This window comes from Shewanella sp. VK101 (assembly GCF_056497865.1).
Genome location: NZ_CM151402.1, coordinates 2,823,306 through 2,847,888, shown reverse-complemented (window position 1 = coordinate 2,847,888; position 24,583 = coordinate 2,823,306). Strand labels below are relative to the sequence as shown.

General features: G+C 51.3%; 17 protein-coding genes. 9 read left to right on the top strand and 8 right to left on the bottom strand.

Translation table 11 applies throughout. The features are described 5' to 3' along the window. Window positions 1–35: 35 nt before the first annotated feature. Window positions 36–2,504: a VolA/Pla-1 family phospholipase gene (locus tag ACSHSR_RS12785; RefSeq protein WP_109247605.1), complete on the top strand. Its 2,469-nt coding sequence runs from the start codon at window positions 36–38 to the stop codon at window positions 2,502–2,504. Window positions 2,505–2,623: 119 nt separating this feature from the next. After that, on the top strand, window positions 2,624–3,646 hold the full coding sequence (sohB, locus tag ACSHSR_RS12780) for a protease SohB (protein WP_045283372.1): 1,023 nt from the start codon (window positions 2,624–2,626) through the stop codon (window positions 3,644–3,646). Window positions 3,647–3,668: 22 nt separating this feature from the next. On the opposite strand, the gene ACSHSR_RS12775 is transcribed toward sohB, so the two are convergent. After that, window positions 3,669–3,911, bottom strand: coding sequence for a hypothetical protein (locus tag ACSHSR_RS12775; protein WP_144225359.1), 243 nt, complete (start codon window positions 3,909–3,911; stop codon window positions 3,669–3,671). Window positions 3,912–4,030: 119 nt separating this feature from the next. Here ACSHSR_RS12775 and ACSHSR_RS12770 point away from each other — a divergent pair, with 119 nt between their 5' ends. Then, on the top strand, window positions 4,031–5,041 hold the full coding sequence (locus ACSHSR_RS12770) for an AraC family transcriptional regulator (RefSeq protein ID WP_234518400.1): 1,011 nt from the start codon (window positions 4,031–4,033) through the stop codon (window positions 5,039–5,041). A gap of 73 nt (window positions 5,042–5,114) precedes the next feature. Here the strand turns inward: ACSHSR_RS12770 and ACSHSR_RS12765 are convergent, their stop codons facing one another. Further along, window positions 5,115–7,757 (bottom strand): SO2930 family diheme c-type cytochrome, encoded by a 2,643-nt coding sequence (locus ACSHSR_RS12765; protein WP_115390520.1) that lies wholly within the window; start codon window positions 7,755–7,757, stop codon window positions 5,115–5,117. 238 nt (window positions 7,758–7,995) lie between these two features. Between ACSHSR_RS12765 and ACSHSR_RS12760 the strand changes: the two genes are divergently transcribed. Next, window positions 7,996–8,715 carry a suppressor of fused domain protein gene (locus ACSHSR_RS12760; RefSeq protein ID WP_028781234.1) on the top strand — a complete coding sequence of 240 codons (720 nt, stop codon included), beginning with the start codon at window positions 7,996–7,998 and terminating at the stop codon, window positions 8,713–8,715. 96 nt (window positions 8,716–8,811) lie between these two features. Here ACSHSR_RS12760 and ACSHSR_RS12755 read toward each other — a convergent pair whose 3' ends face one another. Continuing rightward, window positions 8,812–9,873, bottom strand: coding sequence for a DUF3083 family protein (locus tag ACSHSR_RS12755; protein WP_025010450.1), 1,062 nt, complete (start codon window positions 9,871–9,873; stop codon window positions 8,812–8,814). A 208-nt stretch (window positions 9,874–10,081) separates the two neighbouring features. Here ACSHSR_RS12755 and ACSHSR_RS12750 point away from each other — a divergent pair, with 208 nt between their 5' ends. Then, window positions 10,082–10,582 (top strand): GNAT family N-acetyltransferase, encoded by a 501-nt coding sequence (locus ACSHSR_RS12750; protein ID WP_054743804.1) that lies wholly within the window; start codon window positions 10,082–10,084, stop codon window positions 10,580–10,582. 63 nt (window positions 10,583–10,645) lie between these two features. On the opposite strand, the gene ACSHSR_RS12745 is transcribed toward ACSHSR_RS12750, so the two are convergent. Further along, window positions 10,646–11,320 carry an arylesterase gene (locus tag ACSHSR_RS12745; protein ID WP_051546997.1) on the bottom strand — a complete coding sequence of 225 codons (675 nt, stop codon included), beginning with the start codon at window positions 11,318–11,320 and terminating at the stop codon, window positions 10,646–10,648. On the opposite strand from ACSHSR_RS12745, the gene ACSHSR_RS12740 reads away from it, so the two are divergent. From ACSHSR_RS12740 to ACSHSR_RS12730, 3 genes are all read left to right on the top strand, one after another. Then, window positions 11,259–12,071, top strand: a complete 813-nt coding sequence (locus ACSHSR_RS12740) for an ABC transporter ATP-binding protein (RefSeq protein WP_115390519.1) — start codon at window positions 11,259–11,261, stop codon at window positions 12,069–12,071. The genes ACSHSR_RS12745 and ACSHSR_RS12740 overlap by 62 nt on opposite strands. Then, complete coding sequence (locus tag ACSHSR_RS12735) at window positions 12,071–14,524, top strand: ABC transporter permease (RefSeq protein WP_479630809.1); 2,454 nt, start codon at window positions 12,071–12,073, stop codon at window positions 14,522–14,524. Before ACSHSR_RS12740 ends, ACSHSR_RS12735 begins: the two co-directional genes overlap by 1 nt. Window positions 14,525–14,688: 164 nt before the next feature. Next, window positions 14,689–14,907, top strand: a complete 219-nt coding sequence (locus tag ACSHSR_RS12730; RefSeq protein ID WP_243880317.1) for a hypothetical protein — start codon at window positions 14,689–14,691, stop codon at window positions 14,905–14,907. Between the two features lie 208 nt (window positions 14,908–15,115). Here ACSHSR_RS12730 and ACSHSR_RS12725 read toward each other — a convergent pair whose 3' ends face one another. The 3 genes from ACSHSR_RS12725 to ACSHSR_RS12715 all read right to left on the bottom strand — a co-directional run bounded on the left by ACSHSR_RS12725 (window position 15,116) and on the right by ACSHSR_RS12715 (window position 23,195). Beyond that, window positions 15,116–15,673: a hypothetical protein gene (locus tag ACSHSR_RS12725; protein ID WP_071238381.1), complete on the bottom strand. Its 558-nt coding sequence runs from the start codon at window positions 15,671–15,673 to the stop codon at window positions 15,116–15,118. A 153-nt stretch (window positions 15,674–15,826) separates the two neighbouring features. After that, window positions 15,827–20,116 (bottom strand): EAL domain-containing protein, encoded by a 4,290-nt coding sequence (locus ACSHSR_RS12720; RefSeq protein ID WP_479630808.1) that lies wholly within the window; start codon window positions 20,114–20,116, stop codon window positions 15,827–15,829. A gap of 289 nt (window positions 20,117–20,405) precedes the next feature. Then, on the bottom strand, window positions 20,406–23,195 hold the full coding sequence (locus ACSHSR_RS12715) for an insulinase family protein (RefSeq protein ID WP_479630807.1): 2,790 nt from the start codon (window positions 23,193–23,195) through the stop codon (window positions 20,406–20,408). Window positions 23,196–23,366: 171 nt separating this feature from the next. Between ACSHSR_RS12715 and sixA the strand changes: the two genes are divergently transcribed. Then, entirely contained in the window at window positions 23,367–23,837 is a 471-nt protein-coding gene (sixA, locus tag ACSHSR_RS12710) for a phosphohistidine phosphatase SixA (protein WP_025010454.1), read from the top strand. 177 nt (window positions 23,838–24,014) lie between these two features. Here sixA and smrB read toward each other — a convergent pair whose 3' ends face one another. After that, complete coding sequence (gene smrB / locus ACSHSR_RS12705; protein WP_025010455.1) at window positions 24,015–24,545, bottom strand: endonuclease SmrB; 531 nt, start codon at window positions 24,543–24,545, stop codon at window positions 24,015–24,017. Window positions 24,546–24,583: the final 38 nt, after the last annotated feature.

Below are 24,583 nucleotides of genomic sequence, written 5' to 3'. Positions count from 1 at the left end.
AACAAAATTATTACAACAAGATTTGGGGAAAAAAGATGAAAAGACTCATTTTGGGTGTTGCAATCGCATCTGCACTTGGACTGACAGCATGTGGTGAAGACAGCTATAACGAACTTAAGGATAAGACAGAGCCGCTCATCCCTGAGTCCCATTTGGTGTTTGATCCTGCCAAAGCTGAAGTTCCCTTGCCAAACGACCTACTGCTCAACGGCACCACAGACGGTACCTTGAATATTCCCGGAGAAGCCTCCGGTGACTATACCAATCCGCAGCTGGCGCTGGGCGCGCTGGATGGCTGGTCAACCACGCAACCGATAACCATAGATATTGAACCTTCCAAAGATAACAGCGGCAATACCCTGAGCCTGCTGGCATCTTCCGTGGCCCAGCCTGGAGCGGTGAGAATGTTTGAAGCCGTCAGCGGCGGCCCGCTTTCTTCCAAAGCCGAGTGCCAGGCCAAGCCTTCGGTTTCTGCCTGTGAAGTGGGTGAAGAGCTGGTTTGGGGGGAAGACTTCATCACTCAAGCGTCCGGCAACAAGATTGTCATTGTTCCACTGAAGCCACTTAAGCCCGCTCAGTCTTATATCTATGCCACCACTAAACTCATCATGGATTCGGCCGAGCGCCCGATAGCGCCTTCCTACACCTATGGCCTGTTGAAACTGGATATCGACACAGCGCCGCTGGAAACCGCCGATCAATTGATGCTGCAAACTCTGGTAAACAGTTATGAAAAGGGCATGGCGGCGGCTCATGGCGTCGACAAGGAAAGCATTACCTATTCAGGCCTGTTTACCACCCAGTCGGTGGCCGATGTTTATGAAACCACCAAGCTGCTGATGCTGCAACCCGGCTCACCCTATGCGCCCAAGTGGTTGCAAACTCCGACTCCAGCCGGCTATACAGTGGCGATGGCAGCTGGGCTTACCCCTGCTGACGGCGTAGCCTATGTATTGGCGGATTTGGCCGATGTCTACACTGCGGCCATTGAAGTACCGGTTTACGGCACTTGTTCATCGGCAAGCTGTGACGGCATTAACGGCTATTGGCAGGCCCAGGGCGACAGCCCGGTATCTGTGTTGCTGGCGCTGCAGGCCGGTACTCTGAGCCAGGAGAACTTTGCCGCCCAGGCGATGGCTTACAACATAGATCCCGCCGCTGCACTGGCCAATCCTTCCTTGTTGGCCGGCAAAGCGTGGAAACTGGATGATGACAGTGCGGCCGATGCCACCAAGCACCTGACCCGCTTTAATCCCATTCCGGCGATTCGCAACTACGAAACTGTGCCTGTGCTGATCTCCATGCCCAACGCCACTAAGCTTGCGGCATTTTATGCCAGCCAGGGCTTGCCTTTCACGCCACCAACCAGTGGCTGGCCTACCACGATAGCGCTGCATGGTCTGGGTGGCGGCAAAGAGATGTCACTGGCCTATGCCGGTAGTTATGCCGCAGCCGGTGTGGCTACAGTGGCCATAGATATGCCGCTGCACGGTGCCCGTTCATTCGATGCCAATGGTGACGGCATCTATGAAGTGTCGGCCTCAGGTGCTGCCTATGGCAGTGTTGTTGGCAAGCCGGATGCCTTCCAAAATGGCAATCCGCTGGTATTTGTCAACATAGAAAGCACGCTGTCGGTACGGGATAACTTCCGTCAGGCGACCATGGATCATCTGGCGCTTAGAGCCGCGATAACAGGTATGTCGGCGCAACTGGCCGAAATGGACGCGCCTCAGGTGTTTGACAATAACCAGATAACCGCTCAGGGGCTTAGCCTTGGCGCCATTGTCGGCACCAACTTCGCGACCTATGCCAGCACAGGTTTGAAAGACCCTGCATCCGGCACAGCCTTGCCCAACTACTATGGCATCAAGGGTGCATCTTTGGTGGCGCCTAGCGGCGGCCTGGCGGGGTCTTTCGCCGGTTCAGCCACCTTTGCACCTCTGTTGTTTGCCAATGTGACGGCTTCCGATACCTTCAAGTCCTTGGTGGACGCGGCCAATAAACAAGGATATCAGCCGGGTTCGGCCGAATATGAGGCACTGGTTCAGGAGGTATACGCCGAATTTATCCCTACCTTCGCCTTTGCGGTGCAGACCGGGATAGAGTCAGCCGATCCTATCAACCAGACTGCCATGCTCAAGGCCACGGGTTTGCCGGTTCATCTGGTGGAAATCGTCGGTGATGGCGCTGGTAACAAGGGCGATCAGGTTCTGCCTGGTACTGTCGCGGGCTTCCCGCTGTCAGGCACTGAGCCTTTGATTGCGACTCTGGGGCTTAACTGCGTCGATCAGACCAGTGCCGGTGGCGGCGCTGTGCGCTTTGCCAAGGGGCATCACAGCTCACTCATCGACCCATCCGAAGTACCGGGCGTGACCGATGGCATGGCGGCTCAGGCGACAGCAGAAATGCAGTCTCAGGTGTCTATTTTTGCCTCTTCTGCCGGTAAAGATGGTGCCAGCATTTTGGTGACCGACTCGTCCGTTCTGCAAAGCTGCGGTGGCTAAGCGGTTACTCATATGTTTTTTGTAACAAACCCGGCGAAATGCCGGGTTTTTTTATCTATGCAAGGGCTGCTAGAATAGCGCGATTTTGTGTGCTTTCTCGCGGTGAAAGGAACCCTGTAGTGGAATTTTTATACGAGTACGGATTATTTCTGGCCAAGGCGATCACTTTGGTGGTGGCAGTGGGTGCCATAGTGGTAATTGTTGTGGCATCGGCGGTAAAACAAAAGAGTGACAGGGGCGAGCTGAAACTGACGCATCTCAGCGATGAGCTTAAATCGCTCAAGCATCACCTCAAGGCAGAGCTTTTGGGCAAAAAGGCGTTCAAGGCCTATGAGAAACAGCTCAAGGCCGAGCAAAAGGCTCACGACAAGGCACTTGATGCCGGGGAAGCCAAAGATCCCAAGGTGTATGTCGTCGAGTTCAAAGGTGGCATAGAAGCGGCCGAAGTGGCGTCACTGCGGGAAGAGATCAGTGCCATTCTGGCAATCGCCGAGGAAGGTGATGAGGTAGTCGCCAGCGTTGAGAGTGGTGGCGGCATGGTTCATGGTTATGGCCTGGCGGCCAGCCAACTGGACAGGATCCGCAATGCCGGGCTGCCGCTGACCATATGTGTCGATAAGGTGGCTGCCAGTGGCGGTTATATGATGGCCTGTGTTGCCGACCGCATTATTGCCGCGCCGTTTGCTATCATAGGCTCCATAGGCGTTGTTGCCCAATTGCCGAACTTTAACAAGCTGCTGAAGAAGCATGACATTGATTATGAGCAGCATACCGCCGGTGATTTCAAGCGCACCCTGACGCTGTTCGGTGAGAACACAGATGAGGGTAGAGCCAAGTTCCAACAGGAACTGGAAGAAACCCATCAGCTGTTCAAAGACTTTGTCGGGCGTTATCGGCCGCAACTGGAGCTGGACAAGGTGGCAACCGGTGAACATTGGTATGGTCAGCAGGCCATAGAGCTGGGGCTCATAGATGAAGTCGGCACCAGTGATGATCTCTTGCTGAAGTTGGCCGCGGATCGCACTGTGATCAAGGTAAAATATCAGCTGCGCAAGAAACTGGCCGACAAGTTGGCCCACAGCGCTTCTTTGATGCTCAACGCCTGCTACAACAAGTTGGCCGAGAAGAATCGGCCAATGTAACTCCTGCTGTTTAATCCATTCGCTAATCTAACCCCGGCACGCCGGGGCTTTTTATGCCACTATTCTCCGGCAAAGCCGTGCCGGTGTTATCGTCACTCAAGTCGCTACCAAAACCATTCAGCCACAGGATTACCTCGGCCGAACGCATTCCTAATGTGCTTAGTACCTTGGCTGCTTCTGCCTCAGGATGAGTTTGAGAAAACGACCGCAAGCGCAGACCAATTCGAGCAGCTAATTGACGTTGTTTTGCATAAAACACCGACATTAATGCTTTTAAAATTCATAAACAGAGGCATTTAGGCCTTTTTATGCAGTACGCCTTTAATTCTCTGGCTGGATACGTTAAAACAGCCTTGGGGGATTAACAAAAAGATAACAATAACTATGCAGATCAAATACCGAGCCAACATGATGGTTGGGGATCAGGCGTACCCGGCTTTTGAACTGGCCAACCTTATTCGTTTTATTCAGTCACAATTGGGAGCCGAGGCTGCCGAAGAGATATGCCGGCACATAGGCACGGGTATCAATGAACTCAAGGAGTGCCAATTGGTGCGGGTCTGGCAGCTCAGCGCCACCATAGCGTTTCTCATGCAGCGTAGTCGACGTGAGGATATCAGCCTGCTGGCTGGTCTCAATACCCAGGTAACCGACTTGGGCTTTCTGTTGCCTTTGCTTGGGGATTGCCGGGATCTCGGTGAATGCCTGGATTTTGTGCTCAACCATCCCAAGTGGGTGGGCAGTTTTGCCGATCTGTTGCTGCTGGAAGATGAGCGGGAAATCCGCCTGCGCTGGCTCAATACCGGCCGGGCCGAGTCGTTAATCTATCGCGGCGAATTTCTTCACAGCATAGGTGCGCTGCTGAGTTTGGCGCGGGAGTTAACCGGTCAAGAGGTCAGCTTTAACTGTATCTGTGTTACCGGCACTTTGATGCCGTCTGAGGGATTGGCAAAACTGACCAAACAGCTGGAGTTTCAGAGTGACTTCAATGAATGGCGCCTCGATAAATCCTACCTGGCGCTGGCTGTGGATCTGAGTCATTTTTCCGATCACAGCCAAAACTGTCAGCAGCAGAGCTCGCTGATTGAAAAGATTATTGCCGAGCTGGATGGCGACTTTCCCGCTGTGCCGCCATTGGAAACCATGGCACTCAGGTTACACATGAGCAGTCGCAGCCTGAGGCGCAAGCTGGCGGCCCTCGGCAGCAGCTATCAACGCCTGGTGGATCAGCAAAGGTGTCAAAGAGCGGTGAGCTGGATCCTTGAGGGCCGGCTATCGGTGAGTGAGATTGCCGAGCGTTTGGGATACAGCGACAGTTGTCATTTTCGCCAGAGCTTCAAGCATTGGCTCGGTTATCCACCAGGCTATTTCAGCCGCTTGGGGCAGGAAGACTAAAAAGGCCCGGGTCGTCAAACCCGGGCCTTTTGCTTATTGCGGTAAGCGTTTTTCAGTCTGCTTGGCTCCAGCTTCAGTTGGAGCAGCTGGCTGCCGGTAAACGTTTAATCCATTCGCTTATCAGCGCGATTCCTTCATCGTGGCTGAGGCTACGGCCAATTTCGGGCATTCTGTCGCCCGGCTCATTGCTCTGCATCCGGAAATGCATGATGGACTCGGCCGGATTACCAGGTACCACATCGTAGCCCAGGGTGCCGCCGCCATAGGCGACAGGCGATTTACAGGTGCCGTGGCTGAAGCCGTTGTCTTCATCATAGCTGCGCTGGTATTCCAGTTTCAGCCCGGTATTGGAGGCATTGCCTTCGGGTCTGTGGCAGTGGGCGCAGTTGATATCCAGGTAACCCTTGGCAGTTTGCATCAGCTCGCTGTCACTGAGCTGAGTCAAAGTGGCTTCATCACCATCCACATAGGCCGGTACCTTGTCGACGCTGGTAAGGGGTGGCAGGCCGCTGAGAATACCCGCGCTTTGCCAATGAAGCAGTTGGTTGGCGCTACCATCCTGGTAGGGGTAGTCACGGTTCAGATGGCGGGCCTTGGGACCAATCGGCATAAACACCGCCTGGCTGGCGCTGTCGGCCTTGAACTGATGACACTGCTTGCACTGATTCATTGACGGGACAACATAGTCAAAGTTCAGGGTTTGCCCCTTGTGCACCACGCTCTTGCCTTGAATGGCACCGGCCTTGGCCAAAGTGGCATCTGTTTGCTCGGCATTCCAGACATAGGGCAGGGCGGTCCAGCCCGACTCTCTGTGGATCAACAACCGGGTTTCAATCAGAGTTTCATTGTCCACGCCTCTGGTTGCGGTATCGGCAGGCAGGGCAAATGTTTTCACCAGTACTGTGCCTACCGGGAAGTCAAAGGCCTCATTGCTGCTGTAGTTGGCTTGTTTCCCTTCCGGCACAAACACATAGCGATACTTACTGGCATAGTCGGTAAACAGCGGCGTGTTGAGATCGTAAGGGATCCCGCCACTGTTTGGCATGGCCGCCGGCATAGAGGCGTCGGCAAACAGGCGGTATTGTGCCAGGCTGCTGCAATTGGCACCCGTCAGAGCATCCCAGTTCACACCAGAGCCTTGAGCGCTGCACAGCGACAGGTCGCCATCGCCTTCAAGGCCGCCTTCACCTTCTCCTATAGTACCGCCACCGCCGACCAGCACGCCACCGTCACAACCTTCGGTATCATCATCCACGCCGCAGCCGAAGATCTGTTCGCCGAAAGTGACGGTATGCACAGGTAGGCTGACCAAAGAGCATTGCAACAGTTGCTGCTGCTTGGCTTCATACATGACATCGGGAATGCTGACATCGGTATTGCTGTTGCCGTAGAGCTGGCCAATACTGACATCTCCATTGTTGCTGGCACAGACATTTTCACTGCCGTCAGGGTTGAAGGGGAGTTCACCAAAGCCGAGATAGGCGCCGGTACCATTGTTGGCGAGCAGTTCACCCAGGCCATCGTAGAGGATCCCCGGGAAGCGGCCATGGCTGTAGATGTAGGCCTTGATGATATCCTCGATAAGATAACCGTTGGGCTTGGTGGCAAAACCGCTTATCTGGTTGTCATGGATATAGATGTTGCGTGGTGTGGCGCGCCAGCCATCTTCAATGGCCTGACCCGGCTGGGCATAGCTGGCGGCAAAGGCGGAGACATCCGGCTCGGCGATAAAGAAGCTGGAGACAGTGACCGCCAGGGTATCGTGGTTGCTGATCTGGTTGTTGAACACTTCCACATCGTTGGTGGAGAGTATGATCACCCCGGTGCCGGGAGGAACAATATGCACTCCGGCCGGGTTGGCAGAGGCGTTGGCGAAGTTGTGGGTATTGTTGTCATAAACCTTGTTGTTGAATACCCGTACGCTGGAGCCGTACTTGTGGTTGCCTATGGGAAGGTCGAACACCAGAATACCACCGGTATTGCCCATGGCCTCATTGTCATAGACATCGGCAAAGCGCGAGTTTTCCACTTCGATACCGGCGACGTTTTCCTTGGCGATATTGCGCCTGACGACTATGTACTCAGACTGGCCCACATAGATACCGGCATCGGCGCTGCCGCGGACATAGCTGTCTTCAATCAAAATATTCTCGCATTCCACCGGGTAAAGGCCGTAGGCGCCATTGCCTTGATCCAGCTCACCTTCCCACACGGCGGAGACATTGCGCAGTATGATGCCATTGGTATTTTTCAGCTTGATGCCGTTGTTTTTGGCTTCATAGACCGACAGATCCTTGATGGTGATATTGAGGGCATTTTGTACAAAGATACCGTCACCGGCGTTGGCATTGGCAAAGTCGAGAATGGTTTCATCGCGGCCATAGCCCATGACAGTGACATTGCTGGCATAGCTGCCGTCACCGTCGACATCGCCGTCAAACAACAAGGTGGCATCTATCTCAAATCGGCCCTTTGGCAACACGATTACAGCGCCACTCTGGGCGTTGATCAGAGCTTCCTGAATTCGGGTTGTCAAATTGTCTCCGGCTTCAACCATGATGGCGCCTTCGGGGAAGGGGCTGGTTACCGGCGGTGGCGTCACGACCGGCGGTTCAGTGGTTTGAGACGTATTGTCGTCATCCGAGCAGGCAATGAGTCCCAGGGTTAACCCGGCTGCCAGCAACGCCAAAGTCAGGGGGTTTTTCTTGTTGAACATAATCTCTCCTGATTATTGTTATTATTCCGTTAACAAGATCCCGATTCATTTCCCGACTGACAATGTGAAATCCGGCCAAATTAGCACCAAATAATGCAAGTAGCGGCAAATAACAGATTGAGATGTTATCGCCATATGTAAACACTATTTTAACAACAGTTTGTTTTTCATCATTTATTCTGGATTTAGTTCGCCGGCAGTGATAAAACCTCATGCGTCATAATCAAAAGGAGTTGGCATGAGTAAGGATGAACAAGAATACAGCCTTTCCGGTGATCCCATTTTCAGATACACGGATGGTGAAAAGGAATGGCAGTCGCCTATGGGTGAAGAGTGTATCGTCCAGATAAGCGAACATATTGAGCGCCATATTGGTGAAGTCACCTGGGTCTTTCATGAAGTTATCTCGGATACTGTGCATATTGATGTGCATTATGTGGCACCGACAGACGAGCGACCTTTCCATACTCTGGTGACTTCCGGCATGAGTGACTTGCCTATGAGTACCCCCGAAGAGGCGGATATCCCCAGGTTTATGGAGCTGATGATCACCTTGCCGGCGCATTGGCAGATAAGTCAGGAAGCCTTCAGCGATGAACAGTGGTACTGGCCTGTAAGGCAGCTTAAGTTTTTGGCGCGCTTTCCGCATAAATACGACAGCTGGCTGGGCTGGGGACACACAATACCCAATGGTGATCCTGCCGAACCCTTTGCCGAAAATACCCGTCAAAACGGCATGATAGTTCTGCCGTCACTGCTACTTGATGAGGGTTTCCACACCCTGGAGATTGACCAGGACAAGTGCATCAATTTTTATAGCCTGGTGCCGCTTTATGAAGAAGAGATGATGTTGAAACTGGAGCAGGGCAGCGATGCCTTGTTGGATCTGTTCGACAAGTATCAGGTGAGCGATCTGGTGGACGTTGCCAGAATCAATGTGGTCACAGGGCGGAAATAACCGAGCCCAGGGGACTCACTCATAGCACACTCATAATAACAAGGTAAAAAGCCGGACTGAGCTGCATTGTGCAGGCTAGCCCGGCTTTTTTGAGTCTTAACGCTTGTAACTGATGTGCTGATGGAATCTCAACACCAGTTCACGGCGCTCCGGATCCAAGCCTATGGCTTCGGCAAAGTCTTTCAAAGCCGCTTCCACCTGGTTCATATAGCGGCCATAACCTGGCTCTGTGTAGTCCTCTTTACCGGCAACCAGCAAAAAGTGCACCGATTCTACCAGGTTGCGCCCATCCCAATGGCTGACAAACTGAGTGTCGGTTGCCGCAGGATCAAAGCCTATCATCTGGGCTTCGGCAGTACTTTCCACCTTCTCGAACTTACTGTTGCGAACCAAAGGCATCAGGCCGTTGGCCACCATGGCGATGCGGTGCAATTGCTTGCCGGCCGCCGCGCTGCGGAACTTGTCCTCAAGGAACTGGTACAGCGGGCTGAAGTCTTCGGTATGCTCTTCTTCCAGCACGCTCTGCTTCAGGCGGCGGCTCAGCGGCAGGCTGACGGTGACATAGGCCAATGAGCTGTGATCTTCCGGCAGTTTGCACTTGCGCGACTTGTAGCGCTGATAAATATCCCTGAGCTTGTAGCCATAGGTCTTTTTCTCCCCCTTGGCACGGGCGAAGAGATCGTAGGCCATGTGCTGGTGATCGCGGACTTTGACCCTTAATTCCTGCTCCGGCAGGTTGTCCAACACTCCATTCAATACGGCATTGACCCGGCTGTGGAAATTGGCGGCGTTGGCGCGAATTTCCTTACCTGTGGCCAAAAACAGCAGTCTTAACTTGCGGGCCTTGTAGTCCGGCTGGAAGAAAAGGTTCTGGGCTTCATGGTAGGCCGGGTTGTAAAAGAACAGGATCTGTTCGGCGGTTTGGAAGCAGTAGGCCTCGGTGTGAAAACGCACCACAGGCAGTTTGTCATTGGCGATCACATGAATGTTGTGCAGATCTTCCTTTTCTGCCAACTGGAATACCAACTTGCTGATCTCGCGGTAGCAGTTTTCGTAACTGGCATAGTGGCTGAGCAGCGCATCTGTCATCAGTATTTCAGCCATGATGTACTGGCTGGTACGGGTGGCCAGGGGAATATAGACTTTTTGCTGGGACATACGCTTTCCTTGTTTTATGTTATCAGGCCGGTATGGGCATACTAGCCGGGTTGCACTGCAATCTTATTGCGACAAAACAACTTTCAATCCGATCGGGTATGGACTTATCGCGCCCGCCCTAGTGTAATCTATGGTTATGATTTATTAAACATTAATAAACTTTAGCCAACCTTAAGGCAACAAACTGAATAACAAGGAGTCGTTAATCTTGATTACCGAAAGCCCCAGATTAATTTTGAGACAGTTCCGTGATGGTGATCAGCAGGCTTTATTTGCCATGAACAGTACTCCCGAAGTGCTGAGGTATATTCCCGGCGAGCCATTGAAGGATATTGAAGAGGCCGCTCAGGTGCTTGAAAAGGTCATTTTGGCCGACTACCGCAAGTATGGCTATGGTCGCTGGGCAGTTGAGCATAAGGCCGATGGCAAGGTGATAGGTTTTTGCGGCCCCAAGTTCCTGCCGGAGTTCGGCAAGGTTGAGTTGGGATACCGATATCTGCCTGAATACTGGGGCCAGGGACTGGGTTATGAAGCCGCCAGCCATGCATTGCCAGAAATAAAAGCGATTTGCGCCGTGAATGAGTTGATAGCCCTGATCATGGATGGCAACCTGGGCTCGGAAGCGATAGCCCTCAAGTTGGGAATGCTGCCGCAGGAAGAAAGTGAACTGATGGGGCACAAGGTGAGGGTATTCAGCCGCAGCCTTTAGTCGTTTTTAGCTATGTCGTCCTGCGGCTATTATGTCCGGCTGCTATTATGTCCGGCGATAGTCTTATCCGCCCGTTGCCGGCGCAGATGCGTCTGTGGCAGGGGCTTTGATGGCTTCGATTGCCGATTCAACCCAGGGCAGCACAAAGGCGGTGATCTTGGGCTGGGCCTTTTCGTTCGGGTGCAGCCCATCGGCCTGCATCAACTCGGGGAAAGGCGCTATCTCTGTCATAAAGAAGGGCATCAGGGTGACGTTGGGCTGTTTGGCCAGGTCACTATAAACGGCGCTGAAGGCGTTGGCATATCTGGGGCCGTAGTTTGGCGGCACCATGACTTCGGAAAGCAGCACCTTGGCGCCGGATTGATGAGCCAGCGCAATGATTTTTGTAAGATTGTTTTTCAGCTCCGTTGGCGGAAAGCCTCTCAGACCATCATTGCCGCCAAGCTCCACCAACAGCAGCGAGGGTTTTACCGACTCCAGCAACTGAGGCAATCTTCTGAGGCCACCGGCCGTGGTTTCGCCGCTGACAGAGGCATTAACAATGTTATGCTCGGGTAAGGCTTGTCTCAGCCCTTCGACCCAACCCTGTTTCTCGGCCATGCCGTAACTGGCTCCCAGGCTGTCCCCCAGGATCAGTACATCAGCGGCCTTGACGGGCAGCGCAGAGAACAAGAATATGACTGGTATCAATGCCAGCGGACGCAAGCATAAGGAAGCAATTTTGAAGAACAGTGCCATTAAGGTTTCCCATCTCGTAAAAACTGTCACTACCCAGGAAGGTGACCTGACTATCCTGAGTGGCATCAATTTGGATGTCAAGCCGGGCCAGAGTGTGGCCATTCTTGGGCCATCAGGCTCAGGTAAATCAACTCTGCTGGGCCTGCTGGCGGCATTGGATACCCCCTCGTCCGGTGAGATTTGGCTCGATGGCAGTGCCCTGGCCGGGCTGAATGAAGAGCAGAAGGCTGCGCTGCGTAAGCGGAAAGTCAGCTTTATTTTTCAGTCTTTTATGTTGGTTGATACCCTCAACGCCCTGGAAAATGTCATGCTGCCGGCTGAACTTGCGGGTATCAAGGATGCCAGAGAGCGAGCCCAAGCCATGCTGGAGCGAGTTGGCCTCGGGCACAGGCTCAATCATTACCCGAAACAGCTTTCCGGCGGTGAGCAGCAGCGGGTGGCTATCGCCAGAGCCTTTATCAGCGAACCCAAGGTGCTGTTTGCCGATGAACCCACGGGCAACCTGGACAAACACAACGCCGACAGGGTTGCCGACATGCTGTTTGAGCTCAATCGCGAGAGTTCGACCACCTTGATTTTGGTGACCCATGATATGCAACTGGCCAGTCGTTGTGAGCGCCAGTTGGAGATGCACGAAGGGCGATTGTATGAACAGGGGCAGCAAACCCTGCCGGAAGAGGCCAGTTTGCATGAGGCCAAGACAGAGAGCCAGGTGCCGGCGGCATCGGTAACAGCAGAGGAGGGGCGCTGATGGAATGGACGCTGGCATGGCGCCTGTTTCGCCGCGAGCTCAAGCAAGGGCAGTTGGTATTGATTGTGCTGGCCTTGACCCTGGCGGTGTTGTCTGTCACCGGTCTGGCCCGGGTCAGTGAGAGATTGCAGCTCGCCATCAATGGCCAGGCGGCCAAGTTTATTGCTGCCGACCGAATCATTAATTCACCCGTTCCCATAGATGCAGGCATACTGCAGCAGGCCAACGCGTTAGGGCTTAAGCAATCGCAGAGTTTGCAGTTCAACTCTATGGTTTACAGCGGCGATGCATTTCAGTTGGTCACTGTCAGGGCAGTTGATAATGCCTATCCGCTCAAGGGCAAAATTGTCTTGCGTCAAGGAGAAACCAGTGCCTTGCCGCAGCCAGGTGAACTGTGGTTTGAAATGCGTCTTGGGGGCCTGCTGGGGTATCCCAAGAGTGTTGAGCTGGGTAACGCCCAGATGGCGCTGGCCAAGGAGATAGACAGGCTGCCCGATGCCGGTTTCAATCCATTTGCTTCTTCCCCCCTGGTGTTGATGCGCCTTGATGATGTTGCGGCAACCGGGGTCATTCAACCCGGCAGCCGGGTGACATATCTTTATCAGTTTGTCGGAGATAATCAGGCGCTGAGCCGTTTTGAAGAATACGCCAAGCCACTGCTGACCAGTAGCCAACGTTGGGTTGATGTACAATCCGGCGATTCGCCGATTGCCGGGGCGGTGCAGCGGGCGGAGCGATTCTTGCTGCTGGCGAGCTTGCTGGGGATAGCCCTTGCCTGCGCCGCCATCGGCATTGCCGCCCAGCGTTATTGCCAGCGTCACTATGATGTGGTTGCCATGCTGAAAACCTTTGGCGCCAGTGCAAGACAAATCCGTTTATTGTTTGGTCTGCACCTGCTGTTGGTGACCTTTCTTGGAGTGATCTTGGGGATCCTCGGTGGCCTGGTGCTGGATTATCTCATCAGCCGAGCCTTGCCAGCGGAAATTGCCGCCTATTCTCCGCCTATGCTCAGACCGCTTCTCTTGGGGTTGGCTACAGGGTTTATCAGCGCCTTTATGTTCAGTGCCTATCCGCTGATGCGGCTGCTGGCTATTCCGCCGCTCAGGGTGTTGCAACGCCAGCTCGAAGGAATACGTCTGGGCATGTGGTTGCATCTGCTGCTGAGTTTGGCGGCTATGGGATTACTCGGCTGGCTTTACTCGCGCTCTTTGCCTTTGACCCTGACCGTGGTGGCCAGCGTGGTGTTGCTCGGGGTGCTGCTCAGCCTGATGGGGTTTTTGTTAATCCGCCTGGGGCAGAGTGTTGGCATGCGCACGACCAACCCCTTGTCGCTGGCACTGGCGGGCCTTCGGCGCCGTGCCAGACAAAACGCTGTACAACTGGTGGGATTTTCCAGCGCCCTGGTGTTATTGCTGACCATAATGGCGTTGCGTCAGGACTTGCTCAGCGAATGGCAGAAGCAGTTGTCTGAGGATGCGCCGAACTATTTCCTGGTTAACATAGCTCCGGACGAAGTAGAGCCGCTGGCGGACTTTATGGCTCAGCGCCAGATTGCTGCCACAGATATCTATCCTGTCATCCGTGGTCGGCTCAGCGCTATCAATGGTGAGGAGGTGATCACTGCCGAAGAGCAGGAACAGGGGCAGAGAGGGCGTCTTGGGATTTCAAGGGAACTGAATCTCACCTGGCGAAATACCTTGCCGCCCAACAATGAGATCCTTGAGGGCCATTTTAATCGGCAAACCGATGACGTGTCGGTGGAGTCCGGGGTGGCCGAGCGCTTGGGAATTACTGTCGGAGACAGCCTGAGTTTTGTTATCGATAACCAAACGCTGACTGTCAAAGTGGCCAGTATTCGTTCTGTGCAGTGGGAAACTCTGCAACCCAACTTCTTTATGATTTTCAGTCAGGAAGCCTTGGCCCCCTTTGCTTATACCTCCATGGCCAGTTTTCATCTGGATGATGGTCAAAAGGCCGTTGTGCTTGAGCTTATCCGTAATTTCCCCACTGTTTCCATCATAGATGTGGGGGCCATGGTGGCTCAGCTCAAAGAGATAGTCGCCCAGGTATCTTTGGCGCTGACGCTGGTGTTGGTGCTGGTGGTATTGGCCAGTGCCCTGGTGATGATAGCGCAGACCGAAGCCGGCATGGCCAGTCGCCAACGAGAACTGGCGGTTCTACGCACCTTTGGTGCGCCGGGAAGCTTGCTTAAGCTTGCCACGGCGTTGGAGTTTGCACTGCTAGGTGCCGTGGCGGGCATTCTGGCGGTCACAGTGGCGGAGTTTGCGCTCTGGCTTTTGAAAACTCAGGTGTTTGAACTCAGAGTCAGCCCTCACTGGCAATGGTGGCTGTTGGCTCCCCTCAGTGGCGCCTTGTTGGTGGCACTGCTTGGCCTGTGGCGTTGTCGCACTCTGCTGCAAAAGTCCTGTGGTGAGCTGTTAAGGCTTGAGTAATGCCGGGGGATTGGTTGTCAGGCTATTTTTGTCGAACCATTTTTTGCCAGGCTCGGGTGGCGAATTACTGACCTTTTGCTGTTATTTTGAGCGCTGCTGGGGTAGTATTCCGGCTTTCTTTTGGACAGTGAAGGGATGCGCTGCAACAAGTGAGGTGAGGCAAGTTGACACTGATACTGGCAGGCGCTTTGGCTTTGGCGGGGACTCTGGGCGTCTCCGCTTACACTCTGGGACATTCAGCCTTCAAGGCGGGGATGGGGGTTAAACGTTGGGTGGCTGCCGGGTTGTTGCTGGGACCCGCTGCCATGTTGTTATTTAATGCACATAGGCAATTAGCGTACCGCAAAACCACTCGGCCCGGCGATAGCGAGCATTCCTTCTAGAATCGTCTATTGATTCCAAATCACAGCAAAAGGGAGCATAAATGCTCCCTTGTTTTTCGCTGTTTCATCAGTTCCACCAACCTCTGGCAGGAACCACTTCCAGGTGGCACAGACCCTCCGGCAGTTTCACCCGTTTACGCTCTGGTTTGGTCAGACCCAATAACTTCTTGATTGCTATGATCATAATTAGTCCTCCAAAGCCCTAGGATCAGGCGTATATAAATTTGACATTGGGGGCAGCGGCCAGCTCGACAGGCTTGAATTTCACATTAGGGGCAGCGGCCAGCTCGACAGGTTTGAACTTCACATTAGGCGCTGCGGCCAGCTCGACAGGTTTGAACTTCACATTAGGCGCTGCGGCCAGCTCGACAGGTTTGAACTTCACATTAGGCGCTGCGGCCAGCTCGACAGGTTTGAATTTCACATTAGGGGCAGCGGCCAGCTCGACAGGTTTGAATTTCACATTAGGGGCAGCGGCCAGCTCGACAGGCTTGAATTTCACATTAGGGGCAGCGGCCAGCTCGACAGGCTTGAATTTCACATTAGGGGCAGCGGCCAGCTCGACAGGCTTAAACTTCACATTAGGGGCAGCGGCCAGCTCGACAGGCTTGAATTTCACATTAGGGGCAGCGGCCAGCTCGACAGGCTTAAACTTCACATTAGGCGCAGCAGCCAACTCGACAGGCTTGAACTTGACGTTAGGTGCAGCAGCAAAAGCCAGTGAACTGGTAACAACGGCGGCGGTAGCAAGTATTGATTTAATCATTATTTTATCTCTCTCAGGGTAGTGGTAACAGTCAGCGGTTAACTTCTTGACGCTGAGAGAGATAAAGCAGGAGTTATGCCAAAGTGTTATTTCAGTTTTAAATTGGTTTTATTTTGGATTTTTATCGGTTTATATGCAGTTTAAATTTGGTTCTTAAATTGTATTTTTCTTTCCTGTAAATGCGGGCAGATTTTGTTTCAGATACTCGGAAAATTCAGCTTCTGGTACGGCTTTGCTGTAAATAAACCCTTGTATTTCTTCACAGTTTAACGCTTTTAAAATACTGAGTTGTGATGAGTCTTCCACGCCTTCTCCCACAACGGAAAGCCCCATATTGTGGGCTATGGTGATGATGGAATCGACCATCTTTAGGTCTCTGTCAGACTTATCGATATCGTCGACAAAGGCTTTATCTATTTTCAAGCTGTGAATGGGGAATCGTTTCAGATAGGACAGAGATGAATAGCCGGTACCAAAGTCATCGAGTGCCAGACAGACTCCCATTTTAGCCAGTTGTTGCATGACTTTAATGGCTTTTTCCGGATGCTTGATAACAGTCCCTTCGGTGATTTCCAGTTCCAGATTAGCCGGTGGCAAGCGGGTCAGACGTAAAATTGACGCGATTCTTTGCTGCAGATCGGGAAGTGCGAATTGTCGCGACGACAAATTGACAGCCACACGGCCATCAAACAATCCCTGCTCACGCCACTGCTGGGCTGCAAAGCAGGCTTTTCGCATAACAAGGTCACCTATTTCAACAATCAGGCCGTTTTCCTCTGCCAGCGGAATAAAGTCATTGGGTGGGATCAATCCGTGCTGAGGATGATTCAAGCGAACCAAGGCTTCCATACCCGATACCAAACCGCTGCGCAGATTGATTTTTGGCTGGTAATAGACTTCAAACAGATCGTCTTTTAGGCCTTCTCGGATAAGATTTTCTACCTCCAACTGCCGGATTGCATTGCGGTTCAATGATTCTGAGTAGAACTGATAACGATTACCACCGGCAGACTTGGCATGGTACATGGCGATATCGGCCTTTCTCAGCAGCGCTTGCTCATTTTGCTCGTCTTCGGGATAAAGCACTATGCCTATGCTGACGCCGACAACCAGCTGTTCACCTACCAGTTCAAAGGCTTGACCGAATGCGTCTATGACGCGGCTGGCTATCACAGCACTGGAACCTATATCGGGATTCTTGTCCACCAAAATGGCAAACTCATCACCACCGAGGCGATAAAGGTTGGTATGTCCGGGTATAGATTGCTGCAGCCTTTCTGAGACCAGGATCAAAAGCTCGTCACCTATTTGGTGACCGAGGGAGTCATTGATCTTTTTGAAATTATCCAGATCAAGCACCATCAGAGTGTGGTGATGGTCTTTTTTCACCAGGTTGCCTAGGGTGACTTGCAGGTTGGAGCGGTTGGGAAGACCGGTCAGGAGATCATTATTGGTGAGCTTGCGCAGCTCTTCTTCCTGCTGTTTTCGACGGGAGATATCGGAAAACACCCCAACATAATGGGTCAGGATCCCTTGCTCATCGTAAATCGCATCTATGGTGAGTTCCATCAAGAACTCTGAACCATCGCCTTTAATGGCTTCTATATCGTTGCTCCAGCGACCGTACTGCTGCAATAACTGCTTTATTTGTTGATTGTAATTGTCAGGATAACGGCTGAACTGCAACGTTGTGCCGAGCAACTGGTTTCGGCTGTGTTGGGTTAGTTCACAGCAGGCTTCGTTAACCTCAACATAATGGAAATCGGCATCCAGAATAAACATACCTTCCGAGATATTCTCTATCGCCCGTTCGAACAGGCGCAGCTGCTCTTCTGCTGTCTTGAAACTGTTGATGTTTTTGATGGTTCCCGTCATACGAAGGGCATTGTCATGCTCATCCCGCTCAACAATTTTGGCCCTGTCGAGGATCCACAGCCACTCACCACTCTTGCTTTTGACTCTGTAGGTTGCTTCGAAATGATCTGTTTCACCGTAAAAATGTTTATTGAGTGCTTCTCTTACCCGCTCTCTATCTTGAGGGTGTATATTGCTCTCTTCACCATGGTGGCCGGAGCGCTGGCCGTCGCGGGGAAATTCGAGAGAACCCCAGATATTGGAGCGGTATATCTGCCCCGTTTCTATATCCCAGTCCCACATCTCATCACCGCTACCCCAGAGGGAGAGCTTTAGACGCTCCTCACTCAAGGCTATTTGACGCTGGATCTCTCTCTTGCGCAGCACGGCTTTGGTGATAGCCGTCAGTATCAGTAGTATCGCCAATACATAGAGAGTTTTGGCAAGCGTGGAAAGCCACCAAGGAGGGGTTATATTTACCTGAAGTTCAGTATCCTGACCTTTTTCACCTGTGATGGGATCTATCGCCCTGACCTGGAAGGTATAGCTTCCGGGTGAAAGATTAGTATAAGTTGCAGAATTGATGCCTTTAGAACTAATCCAGTCGTCAGAAAGCCCCTGAAGTCGGTACTCATACTCGAGTTTAATATGAGAATACTTTGGGCTGTTAAATCTGAGAGTGAATGGATAGTCAGAATACTTAAGTTTGATCTCCTTCGAAAGAGAAAGCGCAGCAGAAAGTTTACTGTTGTCGACGATTTGAGGGATATTAAATATTAATAACTCATTGAGGTTGGCTTTTGGCTTATGACTATTCTTGAAGTTAACAATATCATTGGGTGAAATAATGGTTAACCCGGAGATTCCACCCAGCAGGAATCCATTTCTCCAAGTTGAAGCGCTTTGTGTATTGTATTCATATTGACTGCCGAAGTCTTCATTTAAAACGTAGGTTCTCCCGGCAATCCCTATGAGAATTTTTCTGATAGAGGTTGCAACATAGTTTCCATCTGAATCTGTTGCTATTGAGTAGATGGGGCTATTGGTGATGAACTTGGTTGTTATACTTTGGGTCGTCTTGTCGTAGAACTTTAGCCCTGTCCCAGTTCCTATATATATCCCCGAGTCAATCGGTGCAATACTGTAGGTTAACTCTTCTTCAAAAATATGTCTTACACCAGCACTACTGACAATAAATACTCCGGCCTGAGTAGCAACATACAGTTCATTATTTTCATAGGCCATGTTGAAGATTGCTGGTTTACTACTTAAATCATGTTGACTGACCACAGTTAGTGTTTTTATATCTACTTCAAGTATTAACGAGTCTGCAGTACTTACCGCAATTCTGGTTTCATCTTTGTTTACGGCAAAAGCGACTATGGGACTGGCAACTACTTGGTAGCGTGTTTCTGTACTGACATTTATTGCATATAATCCATCTAGTGAACCATAGAATATAGTATCCTTTACCAGCCCTGCTGTTTTAGGTCCTTTGATTCCAGAGTCAATGGAGAATATAACATCGAGGTTTTCATCTAGCAGAGTTAATATTTGGGTGTCATCAGAAACAAGAATGTTATTTTGTTGATTCTTTTGTATATGCCAAACACTCTGAGTATTACTTGTGAGAGTAGACGCGAGTTGACTCTCAATATCTATTGCAGAAAAACCTTTGTTCAGAAAAGGTATGTAAAGCCTACCTTTTTCAGCATATACAAAGCTCATGGAGGTCGAGAGATCTATGCCATCTACCTGACCAAGACGCTTTTCATCACCATTTGATAAGATATTAAAGACTTTATTGTTTTTTAGGGCGTACAGGTCATTGTTTAAATTGAAAATGCTGTTGTAGCTTCCAATCGATATGTTTTTAAGTTCATTATCTTTCCATCTGTATATTCCATCTTCCTTTAAGATATAAACATATTCCCCATCTTGGCTGATGGAAGTTGACTCTTTTGATATCAACTCAGTTTTACTTGTATTTTCATCAGTATGATAAACAGAACCATCATGGTTTCGTATTATGTAACTGTTATTATTGACTATAACCTGTTTTACATTGAGGAAACTCTCAGACTGTAACAGAGTTATTTTAGGCGTTGCAGTTGTGATCTGTTCGACTTTAGCTATCTTGTCATTGAGACCGACCAGGATTGAATCTCCCATTCCTTGGAGAGACCAAACTGCACCGTTTATACCACTTACGGATATGAAGGTATTTTTTTCTTTATTGTAGGTATAGAGGCCGTTATTGGTACCAACTAACAGAAGATCTTTATGGAAGTATAAACTTTGAATAAACGAACTTTTGAGGCCACTCCCATCATTGGCGAAATACTGTTTGAACTCCTTGCCATCAAAACGGTTGAGGCCGTTAAGCGTGCCTATCCAGATATAACCGTCCGAATCCTCGGTTATCGATGTCACTGTACTTTGCGAAAGTCCTTCAGGGACGCCGTATGTTTCTGCTTTCAGAAGGATGGGAGCTGGAGTGTCAATCAGGGGAAGTGCTGAAACTTTAGCCGGGATAAAGGCAATAACCAGAGACCAGAGCAATATGAGGCGGAGCAGGAGATTAGGCATAAATTTAGTAAATTTTATAATGAGTGATGCCAGTACCGTTGAATGATAACTCTTTCAGAAAGTAGCCTGATTGTCAAAATTAAACCTTTCTATCACATACGTTTATCTCATTTCTGCCCCAGATATGTGGTGATAGATCGAGCTGTGCCATCCACTTAAAAGCATGCTGTGCTGTTATTGAATATAATACCTTTTGATTATAACTGCTGCAGCCCTTTGTCTTGGAACAATCTTCGATACCAATTGGAATGGAGAAAAATTCCTCGTTTGAGCAAGGGCAGCCCAGGGATTAAAGGTTAAACTGCTCAGCCTGTTGTTTGAAGGTGCGTAAATCTGTGATCAAGGAACCGGCTTGCAGACGTTCCAGATGTCTGTGTTGTTCTCCTGTGCTGAACAGCACCAGACGATCGCTGTGTTTGGTGCGCATTTTATCCATCATAAACTTAATCAGGCCGGCCCGGGTTTGGCGCTTGATTTCTGCTACCACCAGCTCCCGCTGATTAAAGTGATAATCCTTATTGCCTATGCTGACCCAATAACGTTGGCCGCGAGTTTTGAGGTTGGCGTCATGTTCCATGACTTGGTTGATCAGTCCCTGCTTGGTGCTTTCCCACTGTTCATTGGTTATCTGCATCACGGCGTAGTTAAAGTCGGCGATAAACTCATCTATGGCTTCCAGTAATTGCAGTGGCCCGGCGGTCGGTGACTGTACATAGAAGATCATCCCCGGATGACGGTTCAACGGCAGATAGCCTGTGCCCACCATATAACCGAGCTGTCTTTGGGTTCGCAGCTCGTGGAAGAAAGTTGACGACATGGTGTGATTCAGCAGGCTGAACAACGCCATTTTCTCCGGAGTGGCAAACACGGATTGGTAATAGACTATGATGGCGCTGTCCGGGTGAGCTATGTTCAGCTCCCTGAGTACGGTTCCTTTCCCCTGAAGGTTGACCAGCTCCCTGGCCGATTCACGGCTGGGCTTGGAAACCAGCGACAGAATGTGGCTGAGTCGTTTTCCCAGAGACTGGGCTTCCTGTTCCAGCCAGTCACCATAGACCAGGCCTTCCAGATAGATTTTTTCATAGAAGGCGCTCACATGGTCATGCAGATCGTCCAGGGTGATATCTTCCAACAGCTCAGCCATCCGCAGTGGTTCATAACTGCGTTTTTGCAAGGTTACCGTCAAGCTGGTGAACAGCTGGGAGATGGGTTTGGCCTGGGCATGGTTATACCAACTGCGTAGTAACTGGCGTTTGATAAGGTTGAACCTCTCCTGGGTAAAACTGCGCTCCCGGGCTTTGTCTATCAGCAGCGCCAACAGGGTTTCCTGGTTGCCGGTAAAACCGGTTAAATGCAGGGTCAGCCCGCCCTGATGGGGGTAGATGTTGTAGCTGAGGCCGGCTACTTCCGCCTGATAGGTATGTTCGGTCAGATGATCGAGCAGCATCTCCACATACAGCCGGGTCAAGGCGGCATGTCTCGGCGTGGGGCTGGCCTGATCCGAATCGAGCGAGAGATACAGATGCCCCTTGGGGACATTGAACTCATCATCTTTCTTGTGCCAGATACGGTAACCGGCACCTTCGGCGACAATCACCGGCTCAGGATGCCGGCTGGGTTCGCCTCGGGCTATGGCGTCTTCTACGATGAAAGGGTTAGGCCTTGGCAGCTCCATCCCGGTTTCAGCCTCGGCGCAGCGCCACAGTGCCAGCCTGGCTTCTTCTATGGGTTTAATTTGATAGGGGGTGTGATACCAGGCCGCTTGTTGCTCGGTATCCAGATCCTGGGCCACCAGTTGCAGGCGCATATTATCCGGGGTCATCAGGCTCATCAGTGCTCTGGCTTCAGCGACATCCAGGCCATCCATGCGATAGTCGCCATAGACGGTATCTTCAACCTGATAATGTTGCATATTGATGCTGAGGTGACTGGCCAGATCCAGGGCTTTTATCTGTTCCTGGTAGCGAAATGCCAGTTTGAGCAGATTGGCTCTTTCCTGATAGCGCCAGTCTTCCAGCCCAGTATCGGCAATGAGTTTGATATAACCGAAGCAAGCAGCAACCACCTTGTCGGTTTGGTTCAAACCTCTGTCGGTCAGCTGAATGCTGATGCTGTATTCCTTGAAGTTGTAGCCGTTGATGCCGCCACCGGCGGAAAGCCCGTTGATAAGACCGGCTTCCTTGAGTTTGGAAAACAGGCTGCCGTGGCTCTCACTCCCAAGTAGGTGACTGATGAAGGTCAGTGGCTTACTGCGATAGAAGCGATCGATAGCGGGCAGGGCAAAGCTCAGGGTCAGGCGTTTTTGCTCTTTAAGCGGCACTATATGGATCTGCTTTTGCAGTTGCTCACTGGCGAACAGTGGCAGTTCGGGATAGGTTTTTTGCAGATCATGATTTTCTATTGCCGAAAAATAGCGTCTGGCATATTGCTCGAGCTCATCGATTGCCTTGGGAGCCACCAGACACAGGGTCATCAGATTGGCGCTGTAATGGCTCTTGTAGAAGGCAAGCAGTTCTTCCCTGAGCTGTTGCTCGTCTCCGCCCAGGGTTTGCAGGTTACCGACGGAAAACTTGCTGAAAGGGTGCGCCGGGTTGACCGTCTCTTTCAATACTTGATAGATACGGCGGATATCATCTTTCTGCTTGAGACTGAACTCAGATTCTATGGCGTGTCTTTCTCTGTCCACCAACTCCTGATTGAACAGCGGCGCAATAAAGAACTGGCTGAATCTGTCCAGTGCCTCGGCAAATACCAGAGGATCTATGGCAAAGAAGAAGTTGGTGTGCTCAGTGCCCGTCCAGGCATTATTGCTGCCACCATGTTGGTTGATAAAGCTGTGATAACCTCCTGCCTCGGGAAATTTGGCGGTACCCAGGAACAACATGTGTTCGAGAAAATGTGCCATCCCGGGGCGGGATTGAGGATCATCGAAGTGGCCGACATTGACCGCCATGGATGCGGCGGCCTGGGCAGAATGCATATCTTGCACCAGCAACACCCGCAGGCCGTTGGTCAGAGTCAGATGACGATAGCTGCGGTGGTCATTGGGGCTGGAAATGACAGACTGGCAAGTGCTCAAGGGATAACTCCCGTATAGACAGATTGTTATATATTGATAGCCTTATGCTTTTTTGGCAAATATCTCTTGGATTTTTCGACTAAAGATTGAGAGCTGTGCGGTTTGTTGCCGCGCTATAAACGGCTACAATTGACATAGAACCATAAGAACTTTTTCTGTAGTGAGTGATGTATGCAGCTTTTTCTAATGCGCCATGGTGAGGCCAGTTTCGAAGCACCCTCGGATCGGGAGCGAATGCTGACTGATGCCGGACGCCTCCATACGACACAGATGAGCAACTGGCTGAATGATTCAGTCTCTGCCTTTGATCTGGTGTTGGTGAGCCCCTACCTCAGAGCGCAGCAGACCTGGCAAGAACTGGGAAAGCACTTTCCTGAACCGCGTAAATGGATGGTATTGGATGAATTGGTACCATCGGCCGACCCTGAAATGGCTGCCAGCCTGGTGAAGGCATACGCGGAACAGTTCAAGGCTGACAAGGTGTTGGTGATAGCCCACATGCCACTATTGGGTTATATGGTCAGTGAATTGGTGGCCGGCATAGAGCCGCCGTTATTTGCGACTTCGTCAGTGGCACTTATTGATGTACATGGTCAGCAGGCAAGCGTGATGTGGCAGCAAGGGCCGCACAATATCGCCTAGTGCTTTCCCCAAGTTTAAAGCCGCCTTTAGTGCTGCAACTAACCTGAAATCTGAAATCATGCGCCTTATGTGATTAAAAGATGAATCTTAAAGCACCAGCTAAACAAGGAACCCGGCCATGGCCGGGTTCCTTGCATTTATCGCGCTAAGTCTTTAAAAGGGGCGGCTCTACTGCGGCTAGCGTCTGTGGGGATGTTCACCGATATCTATCAGTACCAACAGCGCCGCATCGCCGCCCCATTCTTTGGGGGCCTGGTGAAAGGCTTTGACCTTGGGGTGCTGCGCCAGCCACATGGGTAACTGCTGTTTGAGAATGCCGGTGCCGTAGCCGTGCATGACACTACAGCAAGGGCTGTGTTCACGGATACAGGCCTGGATCAAGGCCGCCAGTTCCAGCTTGGCTTCGGTTTGGCGGTAACCATGCAGATCCAAAAGAAAGTCAGGCACATAATCGCCTCTACGCAGACGTTTGACTTCCATGGCGTCCACATCGTCCCGACACCAACGCATAGGGCCGTTAACTGGCAATAATGGCTGGTAAACGTCTGAAAAATAACTGTCCGCCTGGATCTGAACTTCTTTTTCAGCCAGTTGCTTCTTGGTTTTGCTCGGCGGGCGGAAATGGCGTTTATCCTGGTCGAGCGGGGTGATCCCGGATACCAGTGCCTGAAATTCCGCCAGGCCTTCTTTGTCGTTTTCTTCGTTCATTAGGCTATTTTATTGAATCCTGTTTCTTCTGAACAGAC